The organism is Hyunsoonleella sp. 2307UL5-6, assembly GCF_047345485.1.
Taxonomy (GTDB): domain Bacteria; phylum Bacteroidota; class Bacteroidia; order Flavobacteriales; family Flavobacteriaceae; genus Jejuia.
Genome location: NZ_JBLFEN010000001.1, coordinates 173197 through 191927 on the forward strand (window position 1 = coordinate 173197; position 18731 = coordinate 191927).

Genomic DNA, 18731 nt, shown 5'->3' on the forward strand with positions numbered 1-18731 from the left:
CGACTAATTTTAATTAAAATTAGTCGCTTTTTTATTCAAAAATTAGTCGTCTAATAAGTCAGGGCGACGTTCTTTAGTTCTTTTATACGCTTGTTCTTCTCGCCATAATTCAATTTTTGGTAAGTTACCGCTAAATAATAGTTCTGGTACTTTCCAACCATTGTATTCTCTAGGTTTTGTATAAATGGGTGGCGCTAATAGATTATCTTGAAAAGAATCAGTTAGAGCAGAAGTTTCATTACCTAAAACACCAGGAATTAAACGTATTACTGCATCACACAATACTGCAGCTGCTAGTTCACCGCCAGAAAGCACAAAATCGCCAATAGATATTTCTCTTGTAATTAAATGGTCTCTTACACGTTGGTCTACACCTTTATAATGGCCACAAAGAATAATAATATTTTGAGTAATAGAAATTTGATTTGCAATACTTTGATTTAAGGTTTCGCCATCTGGTGTCATATAAATCACTTCATCATAGTCTCGTTGAGATTTTAAGGCATCAATACACTTATGTATAGGTTCTACCATCATTACCATACCTGCACCGCCACCAAATTGTGTGTCGTCAATAGATTTGTAATTGTCTGCTGTATAATCTCGTAAATTATGAAAGTGTATTTCAACTAAATTTGCATCTATAGCGCGTTTTAAGATAGAAGCTTCAAAAGGACTTTTTAGTAGTTCTGGTAAAACAGTAATAATATCTATTCTCATAATTATAATCTTGCAACAAATATATACTAATTAGTATAAAAAAAGGTTGCCATTATTTGGGCAACCTCATACATTCTATCTAAAATTGTGTAGTAATAGATAACTATGCAGATTTTGATTTTTGACACTGTTTTTTTGTTAGATCTACAAAATTATACATGTCGCTATTTTGCATTTTTAAGTATAAGTTTTTGTTTACAGAAACAGGGATTTTTAAATTGGGAAATTTAATAAGATATCTATCTCCTAAATTACCAACTAAAGCTACTTTTGTTTGAGATTTTTCCATAATTTAAATATTTAAGATTAAACTATAAAAGTTGTTTGTATTTATTTTTCAAATATTAGACCGAAATATAATTTTTTTTAAAATTGTAAAATTGTCAGTTTATCTATTTAATAAACCTAATAGCTCTTCCTCAAAACCATTAGCAAACATATTTGCATGCCCATTAACTATTTTACGATTATGGTTAACTAGTATGGCTTTATTTAAAGGGTAGATAGCTAGTTTTTTCACCGATTCGTCTGGTGTTTCAAAAATATATTCATTAAGTAAAATGTGTTTTTTACTCTTTATAGTGGTTATCCAACGGTCTTTACTATAATCATCTATATTAACCGATATAAACTCTACTTCAGGATATTTACTAGTAAGCTCATTAACACGTTTATGGCTATCTTCAAAAAAACCTTTATATAAATGAGACCAAAAGTAAACCACAGTTGGCTTATTTATCAAATCATTGATAAACACTATATCATTTTGGATGTTTCTAACCTGTAAATTAGGTAAAAATTCTCCTGGTTTTAATTTGTTTATAGATTGATTATAAGTGATCAAGCGATCATTATTTTTTTTATCTGTGCTTTTAGAAAGTATGTATTTAATAACCCTATCATTATCTTCCATCTTTTTGTTTTTAGATAGAAATTTCATGCCATAGTGAAAGAGTAATTCGTTTTTAATTTCTGCATTATGTACTAAACTATCTATGGCTGCCATTTTATCTAAATTGTAGCAACAATTCATCCATATATTGTATGGAGACTTAGTGTGTTGAATATGTTTTTCAAGTGCTATGTTATTAAAACTACGCTTTAAAAATGAGGTATAATTAAAATAGTCTTTAAAAAACTCGTCGTTATAGTTTATAGTTTCTCTGTAGCTATAAAAGTCATCAGGTAGTGCTTCAATAATTTTTTTCTTATTTCTACCATAATGCACAAAAGGATATACTTCTTTACTGGTGTAATAATCATAAACTATGTTAGCCTTAGCAATTTTGTTAAAAAGTGCAGAAGTATTGTGCTTCTCTTTGTATAAATCTAGATTTTTAATCTTAATAGCCTTAATTGAATCGATTTGAGTTTGAAAATCTTCAGGAGGCAATTGGCATAATTTAAAGACCTGTTTTTCTTCTTTTTCGCTTTTAAGAAAGTCATTAATTAAGTAATTATTTTTTTTAGCGCCTTTACCAGTGTATACTAAAGATTCATCAAAATCAAAAGTATTTAAGCGAAACATTATACTATCACCTGGCTCTAGCAGTACCATTTGTATTTCTCCACCATGCCTAAAAGTGTAAAAACCAGGAGTTAAATTATCTATTTGGTATGAAAATCTGTTGTTGCCATCAAGTTTTAAAGTGTCTATAACATCTTTAGAATCAAAAAGCACAACATAATCGGTATTCTTGTTTATAATTTCTCCTCCAATAATAGCGTATTTGCATGAATTTTTTCCGCAACTAATTAAAGTGAAAGCAATACATAATATGTATATAAACAATTTCATAAATCCCTCATCAAAAAGGTAGACACTGTTATCTACCTAAGCAAAAATATAAGTTGCTTAATTAATACCCTGTTAATGCGTTGTTAAATGTTATAATATCATTAGTTCCAGGACAAAAATTTAATTCATAATACAACAACTAACGTTTATATTTTTTTACTTTTGCAAAAATTTAAAATTAGGTTATGTTATCAGTTTCAAATCTTTCAGTGCAATTTGGCAAACGTGTATTGTTTGATGAAGTAAGCACTACTTTTAATAATGGTAATTGTTATGGTATCATTGGTGCCAATGGTTCTGGTAAATCTACGTTTTTGAGAATTATATCAGGTAAACAAGAGCCAACTTCTGGACATGTATCTCTAGAAACAGGAAAACGTATGTCTGTTTTCGAACAAAATCATAATTTATATGATGCGCATAACGTATTGGAAACCATATTAATGGGGAACAAACCTCTTTTTAAAATTAAAACTGAAATTGACGCACTATATGCTGATTATTCTGATGAAAATGCTGAAAGAATAGGTGAGTTACAAGTACAATTTGAAGAAATGAATGGTTGGAATGCTGAGAGTGATGCTGCCGCTTTATTATCAAATTTAGGTATTAAAGAAGAGCTGCATTATACCCAAATGGCAGATTTAGATGGTAAACAAAAAGTACGTGTGTTATTAGCTCAGGCATTATTTGGAAATCCTGATGTATTAATAATGGATGAACCTACCAACGATTTGGATTATGAAACAATTACTTGGCTAGAAACGTTTTTAGCTAATTATGACAACTGTGTTATTGTAGTATCTCACGACAGACACTTTTTAGATGCGGTATGTACACATATTTCTGATATAGATTTTGGTAAAATATCTCACTTTTCTGGAAACTATACATTTTGGTATGAGTCTTCTCAATTAGCTGCAAAACAGCGCGCACAACAAAATAAAAAGTCAGAAGAGAAAAAGAAAGAATTAGAAGAATTTATCAGGCGTTTTTCAGCTAATGTAGCAAAAAGTAAACAAGCTACTAGTAGAAAAAAAATGATTGATAAGTTGAACATAACTGATATTAAACCATCAAGCCGTCGTTATCCAGCTATAATTTTTGAACGTGAAAGAGAGGCAGGAGACCAAATATTAAATATTGATGGTTTATCAGCATCTTTAGATGGAGAGGTGCTATTTAGTAAAGTAGATTTAAATTTGGTTAAAGGAGATAAAGTAGTTGTGTTTTCTAGAGATTCTAGAGCAACAACAGCTTTTTATCAAATTATTAATGGAAAAGAAGATGCTGATTCTGGAAAATATTCTTGGGGTGTTACTACAGCACAATCTTATTTACCGTTAGATAATAGTGAGTTTTTTCAAAGCGATTTATCCTTAGTGGATTGGTTACGCCAATGGGCAACTACCGAAGAAGAGCGTGAAGAAGTATACATTCGTGGTTTTCTAGGTAAAATGATTTTTAGTGGGGAAGAAGCATTAAAAAAATGTAATGTACTTTCTGGTGGAGAAAAGGTTCGTTGTATGTTAAGTAGAATGATGATGATTAGGGCCAACGTACTAATGCTTGATGAACCTACGAATCATTTAGATTTAGAAAGTATTACTGCATTCAATAATTCTTTAAAAAACTTTAAAGGCACAGTATTATTTACTACGCATGACCATGAATTTGCACAAACCGTAGCAAATCGTGTTATAGAATTAACACCTGGTGGCATTATAGATCGTTATACTACATTTGATGAATACATGCAAAATCCAAAAATTAAAGATTTAAGGGATAAAATGTATGCTGTTAATGTATAACTACATCTCTTGTTCTGAAGTTAAGTTTTCAATTAAAGGTGTAGCGCGTTCTAGTTCATCTTTATGTACATGAATTTCTTGAAAACCCAAAATGCTTGATGCAAAACCAGCCAATCTTCCAGATTCTGTTTCATCTTTAATTATTGCGCATATATTTTGATTTTGAAGTGTTTTAAAAACACGTTGTACTTCAATAAAATTGCCTGAGAAAACTTTTATATAATTAGACATTGCTATAAATTATTAAGGATATCTTAATAAATATAGTGAAAAAATATTAATATCACAAATTTAAAAGTTTCCTCTAATACCAATTTTATTTCCTGAATACATAAAGTTCCACGATATTTTCTTTGGAGATTTGGTATAACCATATGCTTTAGATTGAAATAAAAATTTATCAATACTGTCTACCACTATGATACTTAGAGCTGTAGAAAAAGCTATATCTGTTAACCAATGTGCATCATCTACTAATCTTGATATAGGTGCAATTGCGCCAATACTGTATATACCTATTTTTGCCCAAATATTATTAAATTGTTTTGCAATAGCATGAGACATTGTAATTGATAACACAGTGTGCCCTGAAGGAAAAGAATGAAATCCAGCTTGAGAAGAAAATAATCTAAAATCATCAAATTCGTTACCACTATTGGGACGTGCTCTTCCTATCGCTGTTTTTAATGTGGTTTGAATTAACCCAGATGTTATAGATGACGAAATAATTAAAACACTAGTTTTTCTTATTTTTTCATTTTTAGTTAATAGTCCAAATCCATATAAACCAGCATTAGCCATAAAATAATTTTGCGGACTTCCAAAATACCATCCAAAATCTCTAAGGGGTTTTGGAAAACCGTCTTTATTTCTTGTAAAAAGCCTATTTGTTTCATTATCTAAAGTTGATAACGCAACCGTACTAACTAATAGTCCGCCAAGTTTTCCAAAGTCTTTTCCTTTCCAATATAATGGTCTAGTAAAGCTATGGCCAACACTTTTTAGAGTTTGCTTAGTATCGTATTTAAGAAGCTCAAATGTTGATTCTTTTTCGTTTTTTTCCTTCTCTGCATAAGTGTTTAGTTTTGCAATTTGAGCGTGCAACCTGTTACATGTATTGAATACCAAAACAAAAAAAATAACACTTGGTATTGCTATTAGTTTATTATAATATATTTTATCGTAGTTCTGCACCTAATTGTTTTTCAAAATTAAACTTAAGCTTATTCATTATTTTATCAATTTGCTTATCATTAAGTGTTTTATTTTCGTCTTGCAACATAAAGCTTACCGCATAACTTTTTTTACCTTTTGGTAAATTTTTACCTTGATACACATCAAATAAATTCACCTGTTTTAATAACTGCTTTTCGGTTTGTTTAGCAATTTTATAAATAGATTCAAAAGTAATAGCATCATCTAACAATAAAGCAAAATCTCTCCGTACTTCAGGATATTTAGGTATCGATTTAAAAGTAATTTTATTTCGTTTTACCATATCTAGGATACTATCCCAATTAAAATCAGCGCACACAACTTCTTGAGAGATATCAAAATGTTTTAAAACACTTTTACTAATTAAACCAAAATCTACCAATTTTATTTTACCTAAAGTTAAAGATATACCCTCGCTAAATATATCGTTTTTAATAGGAGATTCATTATATCTAGTAATACCTAAACGCTCAAGTATGCTAATTACAGTACCTTTTAAAAAGAAATAGTCACTTTTTTGTATACCGTTAAAATTCCAGCTTTCCTTATTTTGGTTGCCAGATGCAAAAACTGTTAAGCGTTTACTTTCGGTTCTAGTATCAGCGTAATTGTGATAGGTTTTACCAAATTCAAAAAGCTTTAAATCTTGGCGTTTTCTATTTATGTTATAAGATATAGCTTCTAATCCCGAGAAGATTAAAGATTGTCTCATTACAGATAAATCATTACTCAATGGGTTTAGCATTTCTATATTGTGCGTTTCGTTTAGTTGTGTGCTTAATGCAGCGTAATCGGGTGTTGTTAAGGAGTTTGATAGTATTTCTAAAAAACCTTGTCCAGCCAACTGGTTGCCAACAGTATTTTGCACTTTAAAGTCTTCAAAACGCGACATACTAGATATTGATGCGTTCAGTTTTTCTGAAATATTGATGTTGTTATAACCATAAACTCTCAATATTTCTTCGATAATATCAGCTTCTCTTTGTACATCATTTCTAAATGCAGGAACCGTTAAACCTAGTCCGGTTTCGGTAACATTATTCACTTTTATATCAAGAGAGGTTAATATACTTTTAATAGTTTCTTTCGGTATTTCTTCGCCTATGATTTTTTTAGCATTTTCAAAACTTAATCGTACTTGAAAATCATCAATTTTTTTAGGGTAAATATCAATAATATCACTAGTTATATCGCCACCAGCTAATTCTTGAATTAATAATGCAGCACGCTTTAATGCGTATTCTGTAATATTTGGGTCGATACCACGCTCAAATCTAAAAGAGGCATCAGTATTTAAAGCATGACGCTTAGCAGTTTTTCTAACACTTACAGGATTAAAATATGCACTTTCTAAAAAGATACTACGTGTTTGGTCTGTAACACCAGAATCTATACCTCCAAAAACACCAGCAATACACATTGGTTTTTCAGCATCACAAATCATCAAATCTTCTTCGTGCAATTCGCGTTCTACACCGTCTAATGTAATAAATTTGGTGCCTTTTTCTAAGGTTTTAACTTCAATTTTATCACCTTCAATTTTACTAGCATCAAATGCATGTAGCGGTTGCCCTAACTCGTGTAGTACATAATTAGTTACATCTACTATATTGTTAATAGGACTTAAACCTATAGCTTGTAAACGATGTTTGAGCCAATTTGGAGACTCAGTAACTTTAATACCAGATATGGTAACACCACAGTATCTTGGTGCTAAATCTTTATTAACAACATCGATATCAATTTTAAGTGTTCTGTTTTCAACATTAAAAGCACTTACAGACGGTGTAATTAACTCTACTTTAACCTCTTTATGGCGTAAACCAGCCTTTAGATCGCGAGCGGTACCATAATGGCTCATAGCGTCTGCTCTGTTTGGTGTTAAACCAATTTCAAAAACGCTATCATTTTCAATATCAAAAATATCAGCTGCTGGCGTTCCTATGGTAAGGGATTCATCTAAAACCATAATCCCATCATGAGATTTGCCTAATCCAAGTTCGTCCTCAGCACAAATCATTCCATGGCTTTCCTCACCTCTAATTTTTCCTTTTTTAATAGTCCAAGCTTCCCCTTCATCTGTATATAATGTAGTACCAATTGTTGCAACAGGTACTAGTTGTCCAGCTGCTACATTAGGGGCGCCACACACAATTTGTAGTGGTGTTTCTTCCCCTAAATCTACGGTGGTTATTTTAAGTTTATCAGCATTTGGGTGCTTTTCACAGGTTAAAACTTTTCCAACTATTACACCTTCAAGTCCGCCTCTAACAGATTGGTATTTTTCTAAGCCTTCAACTTCAAGTCCTAAATCTGTTAATAATTCGCTGGTTTGTTCTGGTGTCCAATCAATATTAATAAATTGCTTTAACCAGTTATATGAAATCTTCATAAATCAATGTCCTATTTATAGCTTACAAAGATAATTTTTTGAGGTTACTATTCAAATAAAGCCTTATGTTTTGTGGTTTTAAAATTAAAGTTAGAAACTTGTTTGGTATCTTGCTTTAAATTCAACGAATTCCTATTTATAATTATGAATATTAAACTAGTGCTAGCATTACTAATTTTTGTTTTTGCATGTAAAGAAGTACAAAAAAACACCAAACTAGAAAAAGGAAACTACAGAGCAGAATTAAAGATAAATGATACGCTAAGTTTACCTTTTATTTTAGAAGTAGTATCAGAAAAAAAGTTAATAATATACAATGCTGAAGAAGTTATAGAAGTTACCGAAATTAATTACAAAAACGATTCTGTATACATAAAAACACCAGTTTTTGAAGGTTTTATTGTTGCCAAAATTGAAGACGCTGTGTTAAAGGGGAGTTTTGTAAAACCTGATTTGAATCGTATCATGGAATTTAAAGCAGAAGTAAATAATACAAGATTTATAATAAATGAAAATACGACTAAATATGATGTTTCCGGCAATTGGGCAGCTGTTTTTAGTCCCAATTCTGATGAAGATAAATATGTAGCTAAAGGTATTTTTAAACAACATGGAAATAAAGTTACTGGCACCTTTAGAACAACTACGGGTGATTACAGGTATTTAGAAGGCGTTTTAAATGGTAACCAATTACAACTATCAACTTTTGATGGTGCTCATGCTTTTTTGTTTACTGCAGAAGTTAATGATAGTGTAATGCGTGGTATGTTCTACTCCGGAAATCATTGGAAAGAACCTTTTATAGCAAAACGAAACCCAGATTATAAATTACCTGATGCTGATACGTTAACATTTTTAAATGATGGGTACGATAATGTTGAATTTACGTTTCCTGACGAAACAGGTAAAAAGGTATCTTTAAGTGATAATAGATTTAAGGATAAAGTAGTTTTAATTCAAATAATGGGAACTTGGTGCCCAAACTGTTTAGATGAAAGTAAATTTTATGCCAACTATTACAGCATGCATGCTAATAAAGGTTTAGAGATAATAGGTTTAGCTTTTGAGTATGCTAAAACTAAAGATAAAGCTTTTAAAAACATCAATCGTTTAAAAGAAAGTATAGGAATAAATTACCCTGTGTTATTGGCACAGTATGGTTCTGCAAGTAAAGTAAAGGCGCAAGAGACGTTACCCATGCTTAATCATGTGCTGTCTTACCCAACAACAATATATATTGATAAAAAAGGTGCAGTTAGAAAAATACATACTGGGTTTAATGGACCAGCAACTGGACATAAGTATAAAGAATTTAAGCAAGAGTTTGATAGTTTTGTGAATCGGCTATTAGCAGAATAATGTTATTTTAATTATGTTGTATTAATTGTTAATTAACATTTACTATACATTAATTAACAAAACCCTAACGTAGAGGCGATTAAATTAATTTTAATTTGCTATAAGTAAATTTTTTATTTTATTTATCGTCAATCAAACCAAACAATCAGTAAAAAAACTCAATCTTAATTTTAAGATTGAGTTTTTTGTTTAAAACTAAGTGGTTTATTATAATACTTATTGTTTTTGAAGTAAAATTACTACCTTGTACATACACTCAAAATCAAATCACTTAATTCAAAAATAAACCTATGCCACAAGATAATCTAAGTATTAAGGGTAAGATGAGTAAAATGTTTAATGTAGATTTTCACTCCACCAAAGATGATATTTGGTTACAAAACGCTAATACTTTAAGTCGTTTAATTGGGTATTTAGGAATACTGCTTCCATTTTTACTTTGGGGGTTTTTGTTACTCATCAATGGGCATTTAAAAGTGTTACCTTCTATAAGCCATTATTATTTTACACGATCTAATGTTATTTTTATTTGTGTAGTTAGCTTAATAGCTATTTTTTTATTGGTGTATAAAAGTAGTAAATCTGGATTTATATGTTCTACCTTGGCAGCAATAGGCGCATTACTTTTGCTACTGTTTCCAACAAATGCTCTTGTAGACAGTTGTTGCAAAATTTGTAATTCAGTAAGTATTGCATATGTAGATGATAACCCTTACAGAAATGCATTTCATTTTATAAGTGCTGCGCTTTTTTTAGGGAGTTTAGCGGTAATGAGCTTATTGGTTTTTCCTAAAGATAATCTCCTGCGTATAAAAAAGGAAAGTTTGTTAAAAGACGAAGCTATAAAAACGTGTAATCCAGATAAAGCAAAAAAGCAAAATAGCGTATATTTAGTTTGCGGTATAGTAATGGTAATAGCGTTACTTATAATTGCAGGAGGCTCTAGTATTGATAGTGTTTTTAATGGATATTACACTAGAAATAATCTTACCTTTTGGATGGAAGCTATTGCGGTAGAAGCTTTTGGTATTTCTTGGTTGGTAAGAGGTGAGCGTATATTTAAGAGTAAATAATCGTATGTTTTAGGTCATTTTAACCTATCTAAATTATTCAATATAGAAGCTTTAAACTTTGTTGGCGATTGTTGTTTATAAACTTGAAATTGCCTATTAAAATTCGAAATATTATTGTAACCACTTTGTTCAGCAATAGTGGCTATAGAGGTATCGGGATTACTTAATAAAAGTTTGCAAGCATGTTCAATTCTTAACTCTGTCAAAAATTTAAAATAAGTTTTATTAGTGCGCTTTTTAAAATATTTACAAAAGGCATTCTTCGTCATATTAGCAACATAACTTATAGTATTTAAGGTGATGTCTTTTGTAAAATTATTCATGGTATATTCATAAACATCGCGCATTCTATGTCCTTCATTATCCGAAAACTTTTTAGAATAAATAAAAGAAGATAAAGTTTCATACTTCGCATTAGAGCAAATTTTCAGTATTTTAAATAAAATAATAAGTTGGTTTAGTTTTGTTGCTTCTTCAAGTTTAAAAAATAAATCTGTAGCTGCTTTTAATTTTGATGTTATTTTAAATCCATGCAATGCACGTTTAAAAAATGATTTTATTTCATGCAATTCTCCAAGTTCAAAAAAACTATTTCCAAAAGATGTCTTTGTAAAAAATAGCGTAAGCATATAAGAATTACGGTATGTTTTAGCATCACTTTTAAAAACATGGGGGATATTGCTACCAATTATTATAACCTCTCCTTTCTTGTAAGAATTAATAGTATCTCCAACAATTAAGGTACCTTCTCCGTCAACTATTAAGCTTATTTGTATTTCTTCATGCTGGTGTAATTTGTCAAAAAATACAGGGCTATCGTCAATTTGAAAAACAAAAGCATTTTGTTCTGGTTTAGGTATTTTAAAAGGAAGCGCTTTCATTTATTTCAATTTTATTTCATTCAAATATATGTAAATAATACTCTTTTATTTGTAAAAAATATAAATATAGGATAATATAGTATTAAATATGGATAATTAGATATTAATTTTGAAGATTGGTTTTAGAGTAATTTTACAAGAAACTATTTAAATAATTTTAGACAAAACAAAATATAATGGAAACAAATAGTTTAGATTGGAGATATACCGTTATGCCAGCTGTGTTTACATGGTTGAAAGAATCAAAGTCTGGTTCCATTGAAATTGATCTTGATGCCACGCAAAATTACGCCTCTGGTATTTTAAAAGTTAAAGGAAAAGGGGGAAGCAAAATGGGAGGACTTGTTGGATCCGGTACTCTGGGTGAGAATAGCTATTTGACTTCCGAACAGCGCCTTTCTTTACTTAAAGCCCTTTCTGAAGTTGCTAAAGAATACAATGTTCCATTGATTAGTGGAGCTGCGGCAGAAAATAAAGAAGATATTGTAAAAATCGTTGAAGGATTAGCTACTGTTGGGGTAGATACAGTTATGATAATGCCTCCAAAAACTAAGGCGCTTCCTTCTGATGAAGAAATGTATGCGTATTATGAACTTGCTGAAGCAACTGCAAGAGGGGCAGGAGTAACAATGATGCCTTATAATAATCCTGATGCAGCAGGATATCATGCACTCTCTACTGATCTTTTGTTAAGAATTGCCATGCTCCCTAATGTAACTGCTCTTAAAATATCGACTATAGATGTTTCAATAATTGAAACGATGATGTTAGCCAACAAAAATCTAAATGTGTTGGCAGGTGTAGATACTGTAACTGTTCACGCAGGACTTGCTGGTGCATCTGGAGGGATTACTGGTGTAGGTTGTATCTTCCCAAAAGCTAGTGTTACTATGCAGGAGTATGTATCAAATGGAGAATGGGCTAAGGCAAATAAAATTTCTCAGGCTATGAATTCCATTTCATATCTGGATGCTAAGCCATTGCTTCTCGAATATCTTAAGTTTGCTTTTGGAATTCATCATAATGACATCAATGGAGGACTTCGTACTTTTGGTAAGAAATTAACCAAACAGCAAATGGATGATGTTCGTGCAAGATATACTCTAGCAAAAGAAAGGCTTGAAGCTCTGGGCTTTTGATTAATTTAGTACTAGTTAAAGTCCAAAATTTTATGAATATAAAACATCAGTAAAACATGATAACAGGAAAAAATTATATTGGTAACACTTTAAAAGCCAACGGAAACATCACACACAAAACAATTAACCCAAAGCTTAATATAGAAAACCCAATACCATTTTATGAAGCAACTGACGAAGAAATAGACGAAGCTGTTCAACTCGCATGGGATGCTTTTAAAAATTATAGAAAAGTTTCAGGACAAAAAAGAGCGGAATTTTTAAATACCATTGCAGACGAGATTTTAGCATTAGATCAAGAATTGATAGATACCTACACAACAGAGTCTGGATTACCAGAAGGTAGAGCTAAAGGAGAACGTGGTAGAACTGTTTCTCAATTGCGCGCATTCGCCGATTTAGTAACCAAAGAAGATTGGCGAGAAAACAGTTTTGATGCCGCAAATCCAGATAGAGAACCATTTCCAAAAGACGATTTACGTCGTACCTCAATTCCTTTAGGTCCTGTAGTAGTTTTTGGGGCAAGTAACTTTCCTTTAGCATTTTCAACAGCAGGCGGAGATACAGCAAGTGCACTAGCTTCTGGTTGCCCAGTAATTGTTAAAGTACACGAAATGCACTCTGGTACTGCAGAGTTAGTTGCTTCAGCTATAATAAAAGCAGCAGAAAAAACAGGGATGCCAAATGGAGTGTTTTCAAATATCATGGGGCGTGGTAAAATTGTCGGTGCGGCTTTAGTGCAACACCCAAAAGTAAAAGCAGTTGGGTTTACGGGAAGTATTTCTGGGGGTAGAGCTCTTTTTGATATAGCAGCAAAACGCGAAGAGCCTATTCCTGTGTTTGCAGAAATGGGAAGTATAAACCCAGTGATTATAACACCAAACGCTATAGAAAACAGAGCGGAAGAAATAGCAAGCACATACGCAGGTTCTATAACTTTAGGTACAGGTCAATTTTGTACAAATCCAGGTTTAATTTTAACTATAAATAGTGCTAAAACACAAAAATTTATTATAGATCTAGCTCAAAAAACAGTAGCTATAGATGCGCAATGTATGCTACATCCTAATATTAAAAACGGATTTGTAGAAAATAGCAAAAGTGTATCATCTCAAAACGGCGCTGAAGTTGTAGATGAAATTACAGATACCGTAGAGGCTAATTATGCCGCAACCCAAATTACAACTGTTTCAGGAAAAGACTTTTTAAAAAATCCTAAATTACATAAAGAGGTTTTTGGCCCTTTTTCGTTAGTGGTAACAGCTAAAGATGAAGCTGAATTAATAGATATTATAAACGGATTAGAAGGTCAACTAACAGGGACTATTTTAGCCGAAAAAGAAGATTACGCAAACCTTCACGATATTGTTGATGCACTAGAAAGTAGGGTAGGTAGAATTATTTTTAACGGTGTGCCAACAGGTGTAGAGGTGTGTCCATCTATGCAACATGGCGGGCCTTATCCAGCATCTACCGATTCTAGATTTACAGCAGTAGGTACAAATGCTATAAAACGATGGGTGCGTCCTGTTAGTTACCAATCGTTTCCAAATGAATTATTGCCTGAGGCTTTAAAAACTAAATGATATTTATTTAGAATAAAATGAGTAGAAATACCTTTGTTTGTATTGATGCGCATACTTGCGGAAACCCTGTTAGGGTTATTAAAGAAGGAGGTCCTAATTTAATAGGAAACACCATGAGCGAGAAACGTCAGCACTTTTTAAAAGAGTTCGATTGGATTCGTAAAGGGTTAATGTTCGAGCCACGTGGACATGATATGATGAGTGGTAGTATTTTATATCCGCCTCACAATCCAGAAAATGATTTTGCTATTTTATTTATTGAAACATCGGGTTGTTTACCTATGTGTGGTCATGGTACTATAGGTACGATAACCATAGCCATAGAAGAGGGTTTGGTAATACCAAAAATCTCAGGTAAAATTAAAATGGAAACACCGGCTGGTTTGGTACATATTGAATATCAGCAAACTGAAAATAAAGTAGATTGGGTGCGTTTAACAAATGTAAAAAGTTATCTAGCTGCAGAAGGATTAACTATTGATTGCTCTGAATTGGGAACATTAACATTCGATGTTTCTTACGGGGGCAATTATTATGCTATTATAGATCCACAAAAAAACTTTTCTGGGCTTCAAGATTTTTCAGCAGGAAAAATTATCCAATATTCTCAAGAATTACGAAAAAGCATAAATAATAAATATCCAAACATGTTTATTCATCCGGAAAACGAAACCATCAGAGATGTGTCTCATATGTTATGGACAGGTAAGCCAATTGATGCAACGTCCACTGCACGAAATGCAGTGTTTTATGGCGATAAAGCTATAGATAGAAGCCCGTGTGGTACAGGTACATCAGCAGTTATGGCACAACGATATGCAAAAGGCAAACTTAAGCAGGGAGAAGATTTTATTCATGAGAGTTTTATAGGTAGTAAATTTATTGGTCGGGTAGAAGAGATCACTACTTTAAACGGAATTCCTGCAATTATACCAAGCATACAAGGGTGGGCAAAAATTTACGGATATAATACAATAATTATAGATGATGAAGATGATCCTTATGCTCATGGTTTTCAAGTGATTTAACAACTAATAATTGATGTAAATTGAATAAAAAGTGTATTGTAATTGGTGGTGGTATTATTGGATTGTGTACAGCATATTATCTTCAAAAAGACGGTCACCAAGTAACTATTATAGATAAATCAGATTTTAAAACAGGTGCATCATATGTAAATGCTGGTTATATCACACCTAGTCATTTTATTTCCCTTGCTACTCCTGGAATAATTACCAAGGGTATTAAATGGATGTTTAATTCTTCAAGTCCATTTTACGTAAAACCACGCTTGGATATGGATTTCTTAAAATGGGCGTGGGCTTTCAAAACATCAGCTAAACATTCAAAGGTTGAAAAAAGCATAAAACCTATAAAAGACATCAACATATTTAGTCGTGAGTTATACGAAGATTTAAAGGCTTCAACTGATTTCAATTTTCATTACGAACGTAAAGGGCTTTTAATGTGTTATAAAACAGAAAAGATAGGCGAGGAGGAATGGGAAATTGGAGAGCGAGGTATCAAAGAAGGCTTAAAAGTTGAAAACTTATCAGCTAATGCCGTAAATAAAATAGAACTTAAAGCCAATTTGAATATTAAAGGCGCCGTGTATTATCATTCTGATGCGCATATGACACCTCATCATTTTATGAAAGAAATGACATCTTATTTAAAAAGTAAAGGTGTATCGTTCTTACAGAATGAAGCGGTAATAGACACTGAGGTTTCTAAAGGAAAAATTTTAAATGTTATAACAGAACATCAAAAAATAAGTGCTGATGAAGTGATACTAGCTGCTGGAAGTTGGAGTTCTATTTTGGCAAAAAAATTAGGGTTAAGAATACCTATTCAAGCAGGTAAAGGGTATAGTATAAATGTAAAAAGGGAGACAAATATTTCAATTCCAGCAATTCTATGCGAAGCTAAAGTTGCTGTAACACCAATGGATGGTTTTACTAGGTTTGCGGGTACTATGGAAATAGCAGGTATAAATCATAAAATTAATCCGTTACGCGTTGCTGCTATTGCGAAAGCAGGAGAATCTTATTATAATAATCTCAAAATCACTTCAGAAGAAAAAACAAAAGTAACTTGTGGTTTACGCCCTTGTTCTCCTGATGGACTGCCGTTTATAGGTAAACCTTCAAAATATAGTAATTTAATAGTAGCTTCAGGTCATGCTATGATGGGGTGGAGCTTAGGACCTGCAACAGGAAAGTTGGTTACGGAATTGGTAAATAACAAAAAAACGTCTTTAGATGTGATGCCATATCATCCCGATAGAACATTTAAATAATTAAAAAATATGAGTAGATACGGCATAGGAGGGTCATCAATTGATAAAGAATTAAATGCAATTACGCCTATAGCACATTTGGCTAAACCAATTGAAAAAGAAGAGTTTAAATCTCGAATAGAGAAAGCATGCAAAATGATGAAGACTCAAAACATAGAGGCTATGTATCTTAATGCAGGTACAAATTTATATTATTTTACAGGCACACGTTGGAATTCTAGTGAACGCATGGTAGGAGCAATACTCTATTCTAACACATCACTAGAATACATAGCGCCCGAATTTGAAATAGGAACTATTTTAGATTTTATGCTTATTGAAGGGAAGGTTAACAGTTGGCAAGAACATGAAAGTCCATACGCTTTGTTTTCTAAGTTATTAGCAGGTAGAGGTATAGGTGCAGGTTCTGTATATATGGATGAAACCACTCCTTTTTTTATCACTAATGGAATTTTGAAATGTAACCCTAAATTAGACTTAATTGATGCAAAACCAATTACATCAGGGTGCAGAATGATAAAATCTAAAGCAGAAATTGATATTATCAAAATAGCTATGGATATAACTTTAGAAGTACAAAAAGCAGCAGCAAGAATTTTAAAAGTAGGAATAAGTGCAAAAGCGGTTACTGATTTTATTCATGAAGCACATAAACGTTATGGCATAAACTCAGGATCTTATTTTTGTATTGTATTATTTGGTGAAGACACCGCATTTCCTCATGGCGTTAAACATCCAAAACATCTTAAAGAAAATGATATTGTTTTAATAGATACAGGGTGTAAACTACAGGATTATATTTCTGATATTACAAGAACTTATAGTTTTGGAAATCCAACAGATTATCAGAAGCGTATTTGGAATATTGAAAAAGAAACTCAATTAGCTGCTTTTAAAGCTATCACCCTGGGAAATACCTGTGGGGCTATTGATAAAGCTTCAAGACGTGTTTTAGAATTTCATGATTTGGGTCCCGATTATAAATTACCTGGTTTACCTCATAGAACTGGCCATGGTATTGGTTTAGATATTCATGAATGGCCTTATATAGTTGATAACGATGATACCATTTTAAAATCTGGCTTATGTTTTAGTATAGAACCAATGATATGTGTGCCTAATCAGTTCGGAATCAGGCTCGAAGATCATGTTTATATTAAAGATAATAAACCCTATTGGTTTACAGAGCCTATGTACAGTATAGAAAACCCTTTTGGAATTAGGGAAAGAAGTTGATTGAATTTGTTGATTATTTACGTTGGTTTTGTTTGTAGTTTCTAGGCGATTTGCCCATAAATTTTTTAAATGTTCTAGAAAAATAAAGTGGGTCATCAAATCCAACTTTATAACTTATTTCTTTGATGCTCAAGTCAGTATAGCTCAAAAATTCGCACGCTTTTTGTACTTTTTTAAGTTTAAAAAACACAAGTACTGGATACCCTGTTTTTACTTTAAATTTTGTGTGTAGATAAGATTTAGAATAGTTAAACTTTTTTGCTAATTCATCTAGCGTAAAATTCTTTTCAAGATTATTTAATAAAAACTCTTTAATAGAATCTACAAAATCATCGTTTTGTGGAATATTAGAAATAGAGTCTGAATCATTATAAACGAATGAGCTTATAAAATTTAGACTAAGTAAATTTGCGTATTCTATATGATTTAATAAATAATTATTATTAAACAAATCAAAAATCTTACTAAACTGATCGATTATACTTTTTGAAAAAGGAATATTTCTGTAATTAACGCTATCGGTTTGTGAGTATCTATCGTATATAGCTGAAGCAAAATCTCCATCAAAATGAAACCAATATATACTCCACGGACTTTTTTTATCAGCCATATATTTGTGTTTTGTATTTTTTGGTATAATAAAAAAATGATTTGGAGTTATATGGATAGTTTTGTTTTTTATAGTAATCTCTCCATTACCTTTTGTGCAGTATATAAAAATATATTCTTTAGCGCCTTTTTTTCTTTTTCTGGAGTGTTTGTTGGCAACAGGATAATACCCTAAGTCCGTGATAAAAAAATGCTTAGAAATTGAGTTGGTTTTAATCTGCTCTAAGAGTGATTTTGGGAAAACAATTATTTTTTGTCCCAAAAAACCCTTTTTAGAAGTGTTTATATCCATATAAATTTTAACTATTAAATTCTATGTAAATACTAATCCTCAATTATGTAGTAAAATCAACGGATTTGCAATTAGTAAATATATATAAATTAATTAATATGAAAATTTGTAAAAAAATTTTGTCTATATTATGAATTCGTATCGTACTTCTGTAGTAAAATAAACATACAATTGTTAAAAATCTAATTTATCATTTATCAAATAGGTCTACAAAAGTAATAATGTCCATGTATATCCTTTTTTTGTCTATTTCAAACACGTGTAGGTATCCTATTTTTGTATGATATACTAAAAATTTTAGACCTTATTTTTATGAATTTA

General features: G+C 31.4%; 16 protein-coding genes. 8 read left to right on the plus strand and 8 right to left on the minus strand.

The window, feature by feature from the left end:
• Positions 1-42: 42 nt before the first annotated feature.
• From trmD to ACKGJY_RS00825, 3 genes are all read right to left on the minus strand, one after another.
• Positions 43-720 (minus strand): tRNA (guanosine(37)-N1)-methyltransferase TrmD, encoded by a 678-nt coding sequence (trmD, locus tag ACKGJY_RS00815; RefSeq protein WP_413971945.1) that lies wholly within the window; start codon positions 718-720, stop codon positions 43-45.
• Between the two features lie 103 nt (positions 721-823).
• A complete protein-coding gene (locus ACKGJY_RS00820) occupies positions 824-1009 on the minus strand; it encodes a hypothetical protein (RefSeq protein WP_413971946.1) in 186 nt (61 codons plus the stop codon).
• A gap of 99 nt (positions 1010-1108) precedes the next feature.
• A complete protein-coding gene (locus tag ACKGJY_RS00825) occupies positions 1109-2518 on the minus strand; it encodes a TlpA family protein disulfide reductase (RefSeq protein WP_413971947.1) in 1410 nt (469 codons plus the stop codon).
• Positions 2519-2703: 185 nt separating this feature from the next.
• Here ACKGJY_RS00825 and ACKGJY_RS00830 point away from each other — a divergent pair, with 185 nt between their 5' ends.
• Positions 2704-4329, plus strand: a complete 1626-nt coding sequence (locus ACKGJY_RS00830) for an ABC-F family ATP-binding cassette domain-containing protein (RefSeq protein ID WP_413971948.1) — start codon at positions 2704-2706, stop codon at positions 4327-4329.
• On the opposite strand, the gene ACKGJY_RS00835 is transcribed toward ACKGJY_RS00830, so the two are convergent.
• Genes ACKGJY_RS00835 through pheT form a run of 3 tightly spaced genes read right to left on the minus strand, consistent with a single transcriptional unit; the run spans position 4330 to position 7936 of the window.
• Positions 4330-4560: a putative signal transducing protein gene (locus ACKGJY_RS00835; protein ID WP_413971949.1), complete on the minus strand. Its 231-nt coding sequence runs from the start codon at positions 4558-4560 to the stop codon at positions 4330-4332.
• A gap of 60 nt (positions 4561-4620) precedes the next feature.
• Positions 4621-5523 (minus strand): phosphatase PAP2 family protein, encoded by a 903-nt coding sequence (locus tag ACKGJY_RS00840; RefSeq protein ID WP_413971950.1) that lies wholly within the window; start codon positions 5521-5523, stop codon positions 4621-4623.
• Positions 5507-7936, minus strand: a complete 2430-nt coding sequence (gene pheT / locus ACKGJY_RS00845) for a phenylalanine--tRNA ligase subunit beta (protein ID WP_413971951.1) — start codon at positions 7934-7936, stop codon at positions 5507-5509. Before pheT ends, ACKGJY_RS00840 begins: the two co-directional genes overlap by 17 nt.
• 144 nt (positions 7937-8080) lie before the next feature.
• Here pheT and ACKGJY_RS00850 point away from each other — a divergent pair, with 144 nt between their 5' ends.
• Positions 8081-9295, plus strand: coding sequence for a peroxiredoxin family protein (locus ACKGJY_RS00850; RefSeq protein WP_413971952.1), 1215 nt, complete (start codon positions 8081-8083; stop codon positions 9293-9295).
• A 290-nt stretch (positions 9296-9585) separates the two neighbouring features.
• Positions 9586-10368: a hypothetical protein gene (locus tag ACKGJY_RS00855; RefSeq protein ID WP_413971953.1), complete on the plus strand. Its 783-nt coding sequence runs from the start codon at positions 9586-9588 to the stop codon at positions 10366-10368.
• Between the two features lie 14 nt (positions 10369-10382).
• Here the strand turns inward: ACKGJY_RS00855 and ACKGJY_RS00860 are convergent, their stop codons facing one another.
• Positions 10383-11249: an AraC family transcriptional regulator gene (locus tag ACKGJY_RS00860; RefSeq protein WP_413971954.1), complete on the minus strand. Its 867-nt coding sequence runs from the start codon at positions 11247-11249 to the stop codon at positions 10383-10385.
• Positions 11250-11425: 176 nt separating this feature from the next.
• Here ACKGJY_RS00860 and ACKGJY_RS00865 point away from each other — a divergent pair, with 176 nt between their 5' ends.
• The 5 genes from ACKGJY_RS00865 to ACKGJY_RS00885 are packed head-to-tail and all read left to right on the plus strand — an operon-like array spanning position 11426 to position 17509.
• Positions 11426-12388 (plus strand): dihydrodipicolinate synthase family protein, encoded by a 963-nt coding sequence (locus ACKGJY_RS00865; protein WP_413971955.1) that lies wholly within the window; start codon positions 11426-11428, stop codon positions 12386-12388.
• A 56-nt stretch (positions 12389-12444) separates the two neighbouring features.
• Positions 12445-13974 (plus strand): aldehyde dehydrogenase (NADP(+)), encoded by a 1530-nt coding sequence (locus ACKGJY_RS00870; protein ID WP_413971956.1) that lies wholly within the window; start codon positions 12445-12447, stop codon positions 13972-13974.
• A gap of 17 nt (positions 13975-13991) precedes the next feature.
• Positions 13992-15002, plus strand: a complete 1011-nt coding sequence (locus ACKGJY_RS00875; RefSeq protein ID WP_413971957.1) for a 4-hydroxyproline epimerase — start codon at positions 13992-13994, stop codon at positions 15000-15002.
• Between the two features lie 20 nt (positions 15003-15022).
• On the plus strand, positions 15023-16273 hold the full coding sequence (locus ACKGJY_RS00880) for an NAD(P)/FAD-dependent oxidoreductase (RefSeq protein WP_413971958.1): 1251 nt from the start codon (positions 15023-15025) through the stop codon (positions 16271-16273).
• 9 nt (positions 16274-16282) lie between these two features.
• Positions 16283-17509, plus strand: a complete 1227-nt coding sequence (locus ACKGJY_RS00885) for a M24 family metallopeptidase (protein ID WP_413971959.1) — start codon at positions 16283-16285, stop codon at positions 17507-17509.
• A gap of 13 nt (positions 17510-17522) precedes the next feature.
• Here ACKGJY_RS00885 and ACKGJY_RS00890 read toward each other — a convergent pair whose 3' ends face one another.
• Positions 17523-18380 (minus strand): AraC family transcriptional regulator, encoded by an 858-nt coding sequence (locus ACKGJY_RS00890; protein ID WP_413971960.1) that lies wholly within the window; start codon positions 18378-18380, stop codon positions 17523-17525.
• Between the last annotated feature and the right edge of the window lie 351 nt (positions 18381-18731).

What these genes read in the sequence shown, in the direction of transcription:
- trmD (WP_413971945.1), bottom strand. Translation starts at nt 720, where the DNA reads ATGAGAATAGATATTATTACTGTTTTACCAGAACTACTAAAAAGTCCT.
- ACKGJY_RS00820 (WP_413971946.1), bottom strand. Translation starts at nt 1,009, where the DNA reads ATGGAAAAATCTCAAACAAAAGTAGCTTTAGTTGGTAATTTAGGAGAT.
- ACKGJY_RS00825 (WP_413971947.1), bottom strand. Translation starts at nt 2,518, where the DNA reads ATGAAATTGTTTATATACATATTATGTATTGCTTTCACTTTAATTAGT.
- ACKGJY_RS00830 (WP_413971948.1), top strand. Translation starts at nt 2,704, where the DNA reads ATGTTATCAGTTTCAAATCTTTCAGTGCAATTTGGCAAACGTGTATTG.
- ACKGJY_RS00835 (WP_413971949.1), bottom strand. Translation starts at nt 4,560, where the DNA reads ATGTCTAATTATATAAAAGTTTTCTCAGGCAATTTTATTGAAGTACAA.
- pheT (WP_413971951.1), bottom strand. Translation starts at nt 7,936, where the DNA reads ATGAAGATTTCATATAACTGGTTAAAGCAATTTATTAATATTGATTGG.
- ACKGJY_RS00850 (WP_413971952.1), top strand. Translation starts at nt 8,081, where the DNA reads ATGAATATTAAACTAGTGCTAGCATTACTAATTTTTGTTTTTGCATGT.
- ACKGJY_RS00855 (WP_413971953.1), top strand. Translation starts at nt 9,586, where the DNA reads ATGCCACAAGATAATCTAAGTATTAAGGGTAAGATGAGTAAAATGTTT.
- ACKGJY_RS00860 (WP_413971954.1), bottom strand. Translation starts at nt 11,249, where the DNA reads ATGAAAGCGCTTCCTTTTAAAATACCTAAACCAGAACAAAATGCTTTT.
- ACKGJY_RS00865 (WP_413971955.1), top strand. Translation starts at nt 11,426, where the DNA reads ATGGAAACAAATAGTTTAGATTGGAGATATACCGTTATGCCAGCTGTG.
- ACKGJY_RS00870 (WP_413971956.1), top strand. Translation starts at nt 12,445, where the DNA reads ATGATAACAGGAAAAAATTATATTGGTAACACTTTAAAAGCCAACGGA.
- ACKGJY_RS00875 (WP_413971957.1), top strand. Translation starts at nt 13,992, where the DNA reads ATGAGTAGAAATACCTTTGTTTGTATTGATGCGCATACTTGCGGAAAC.
- ACKGJY_RS00885 (WP_413971959.1), top strand. Translation starts at nt 16,283, where the DNA reads ATGAGTAGATACGGCATAGGAGGGTCATCAATTGATAAAGAATTAAAT.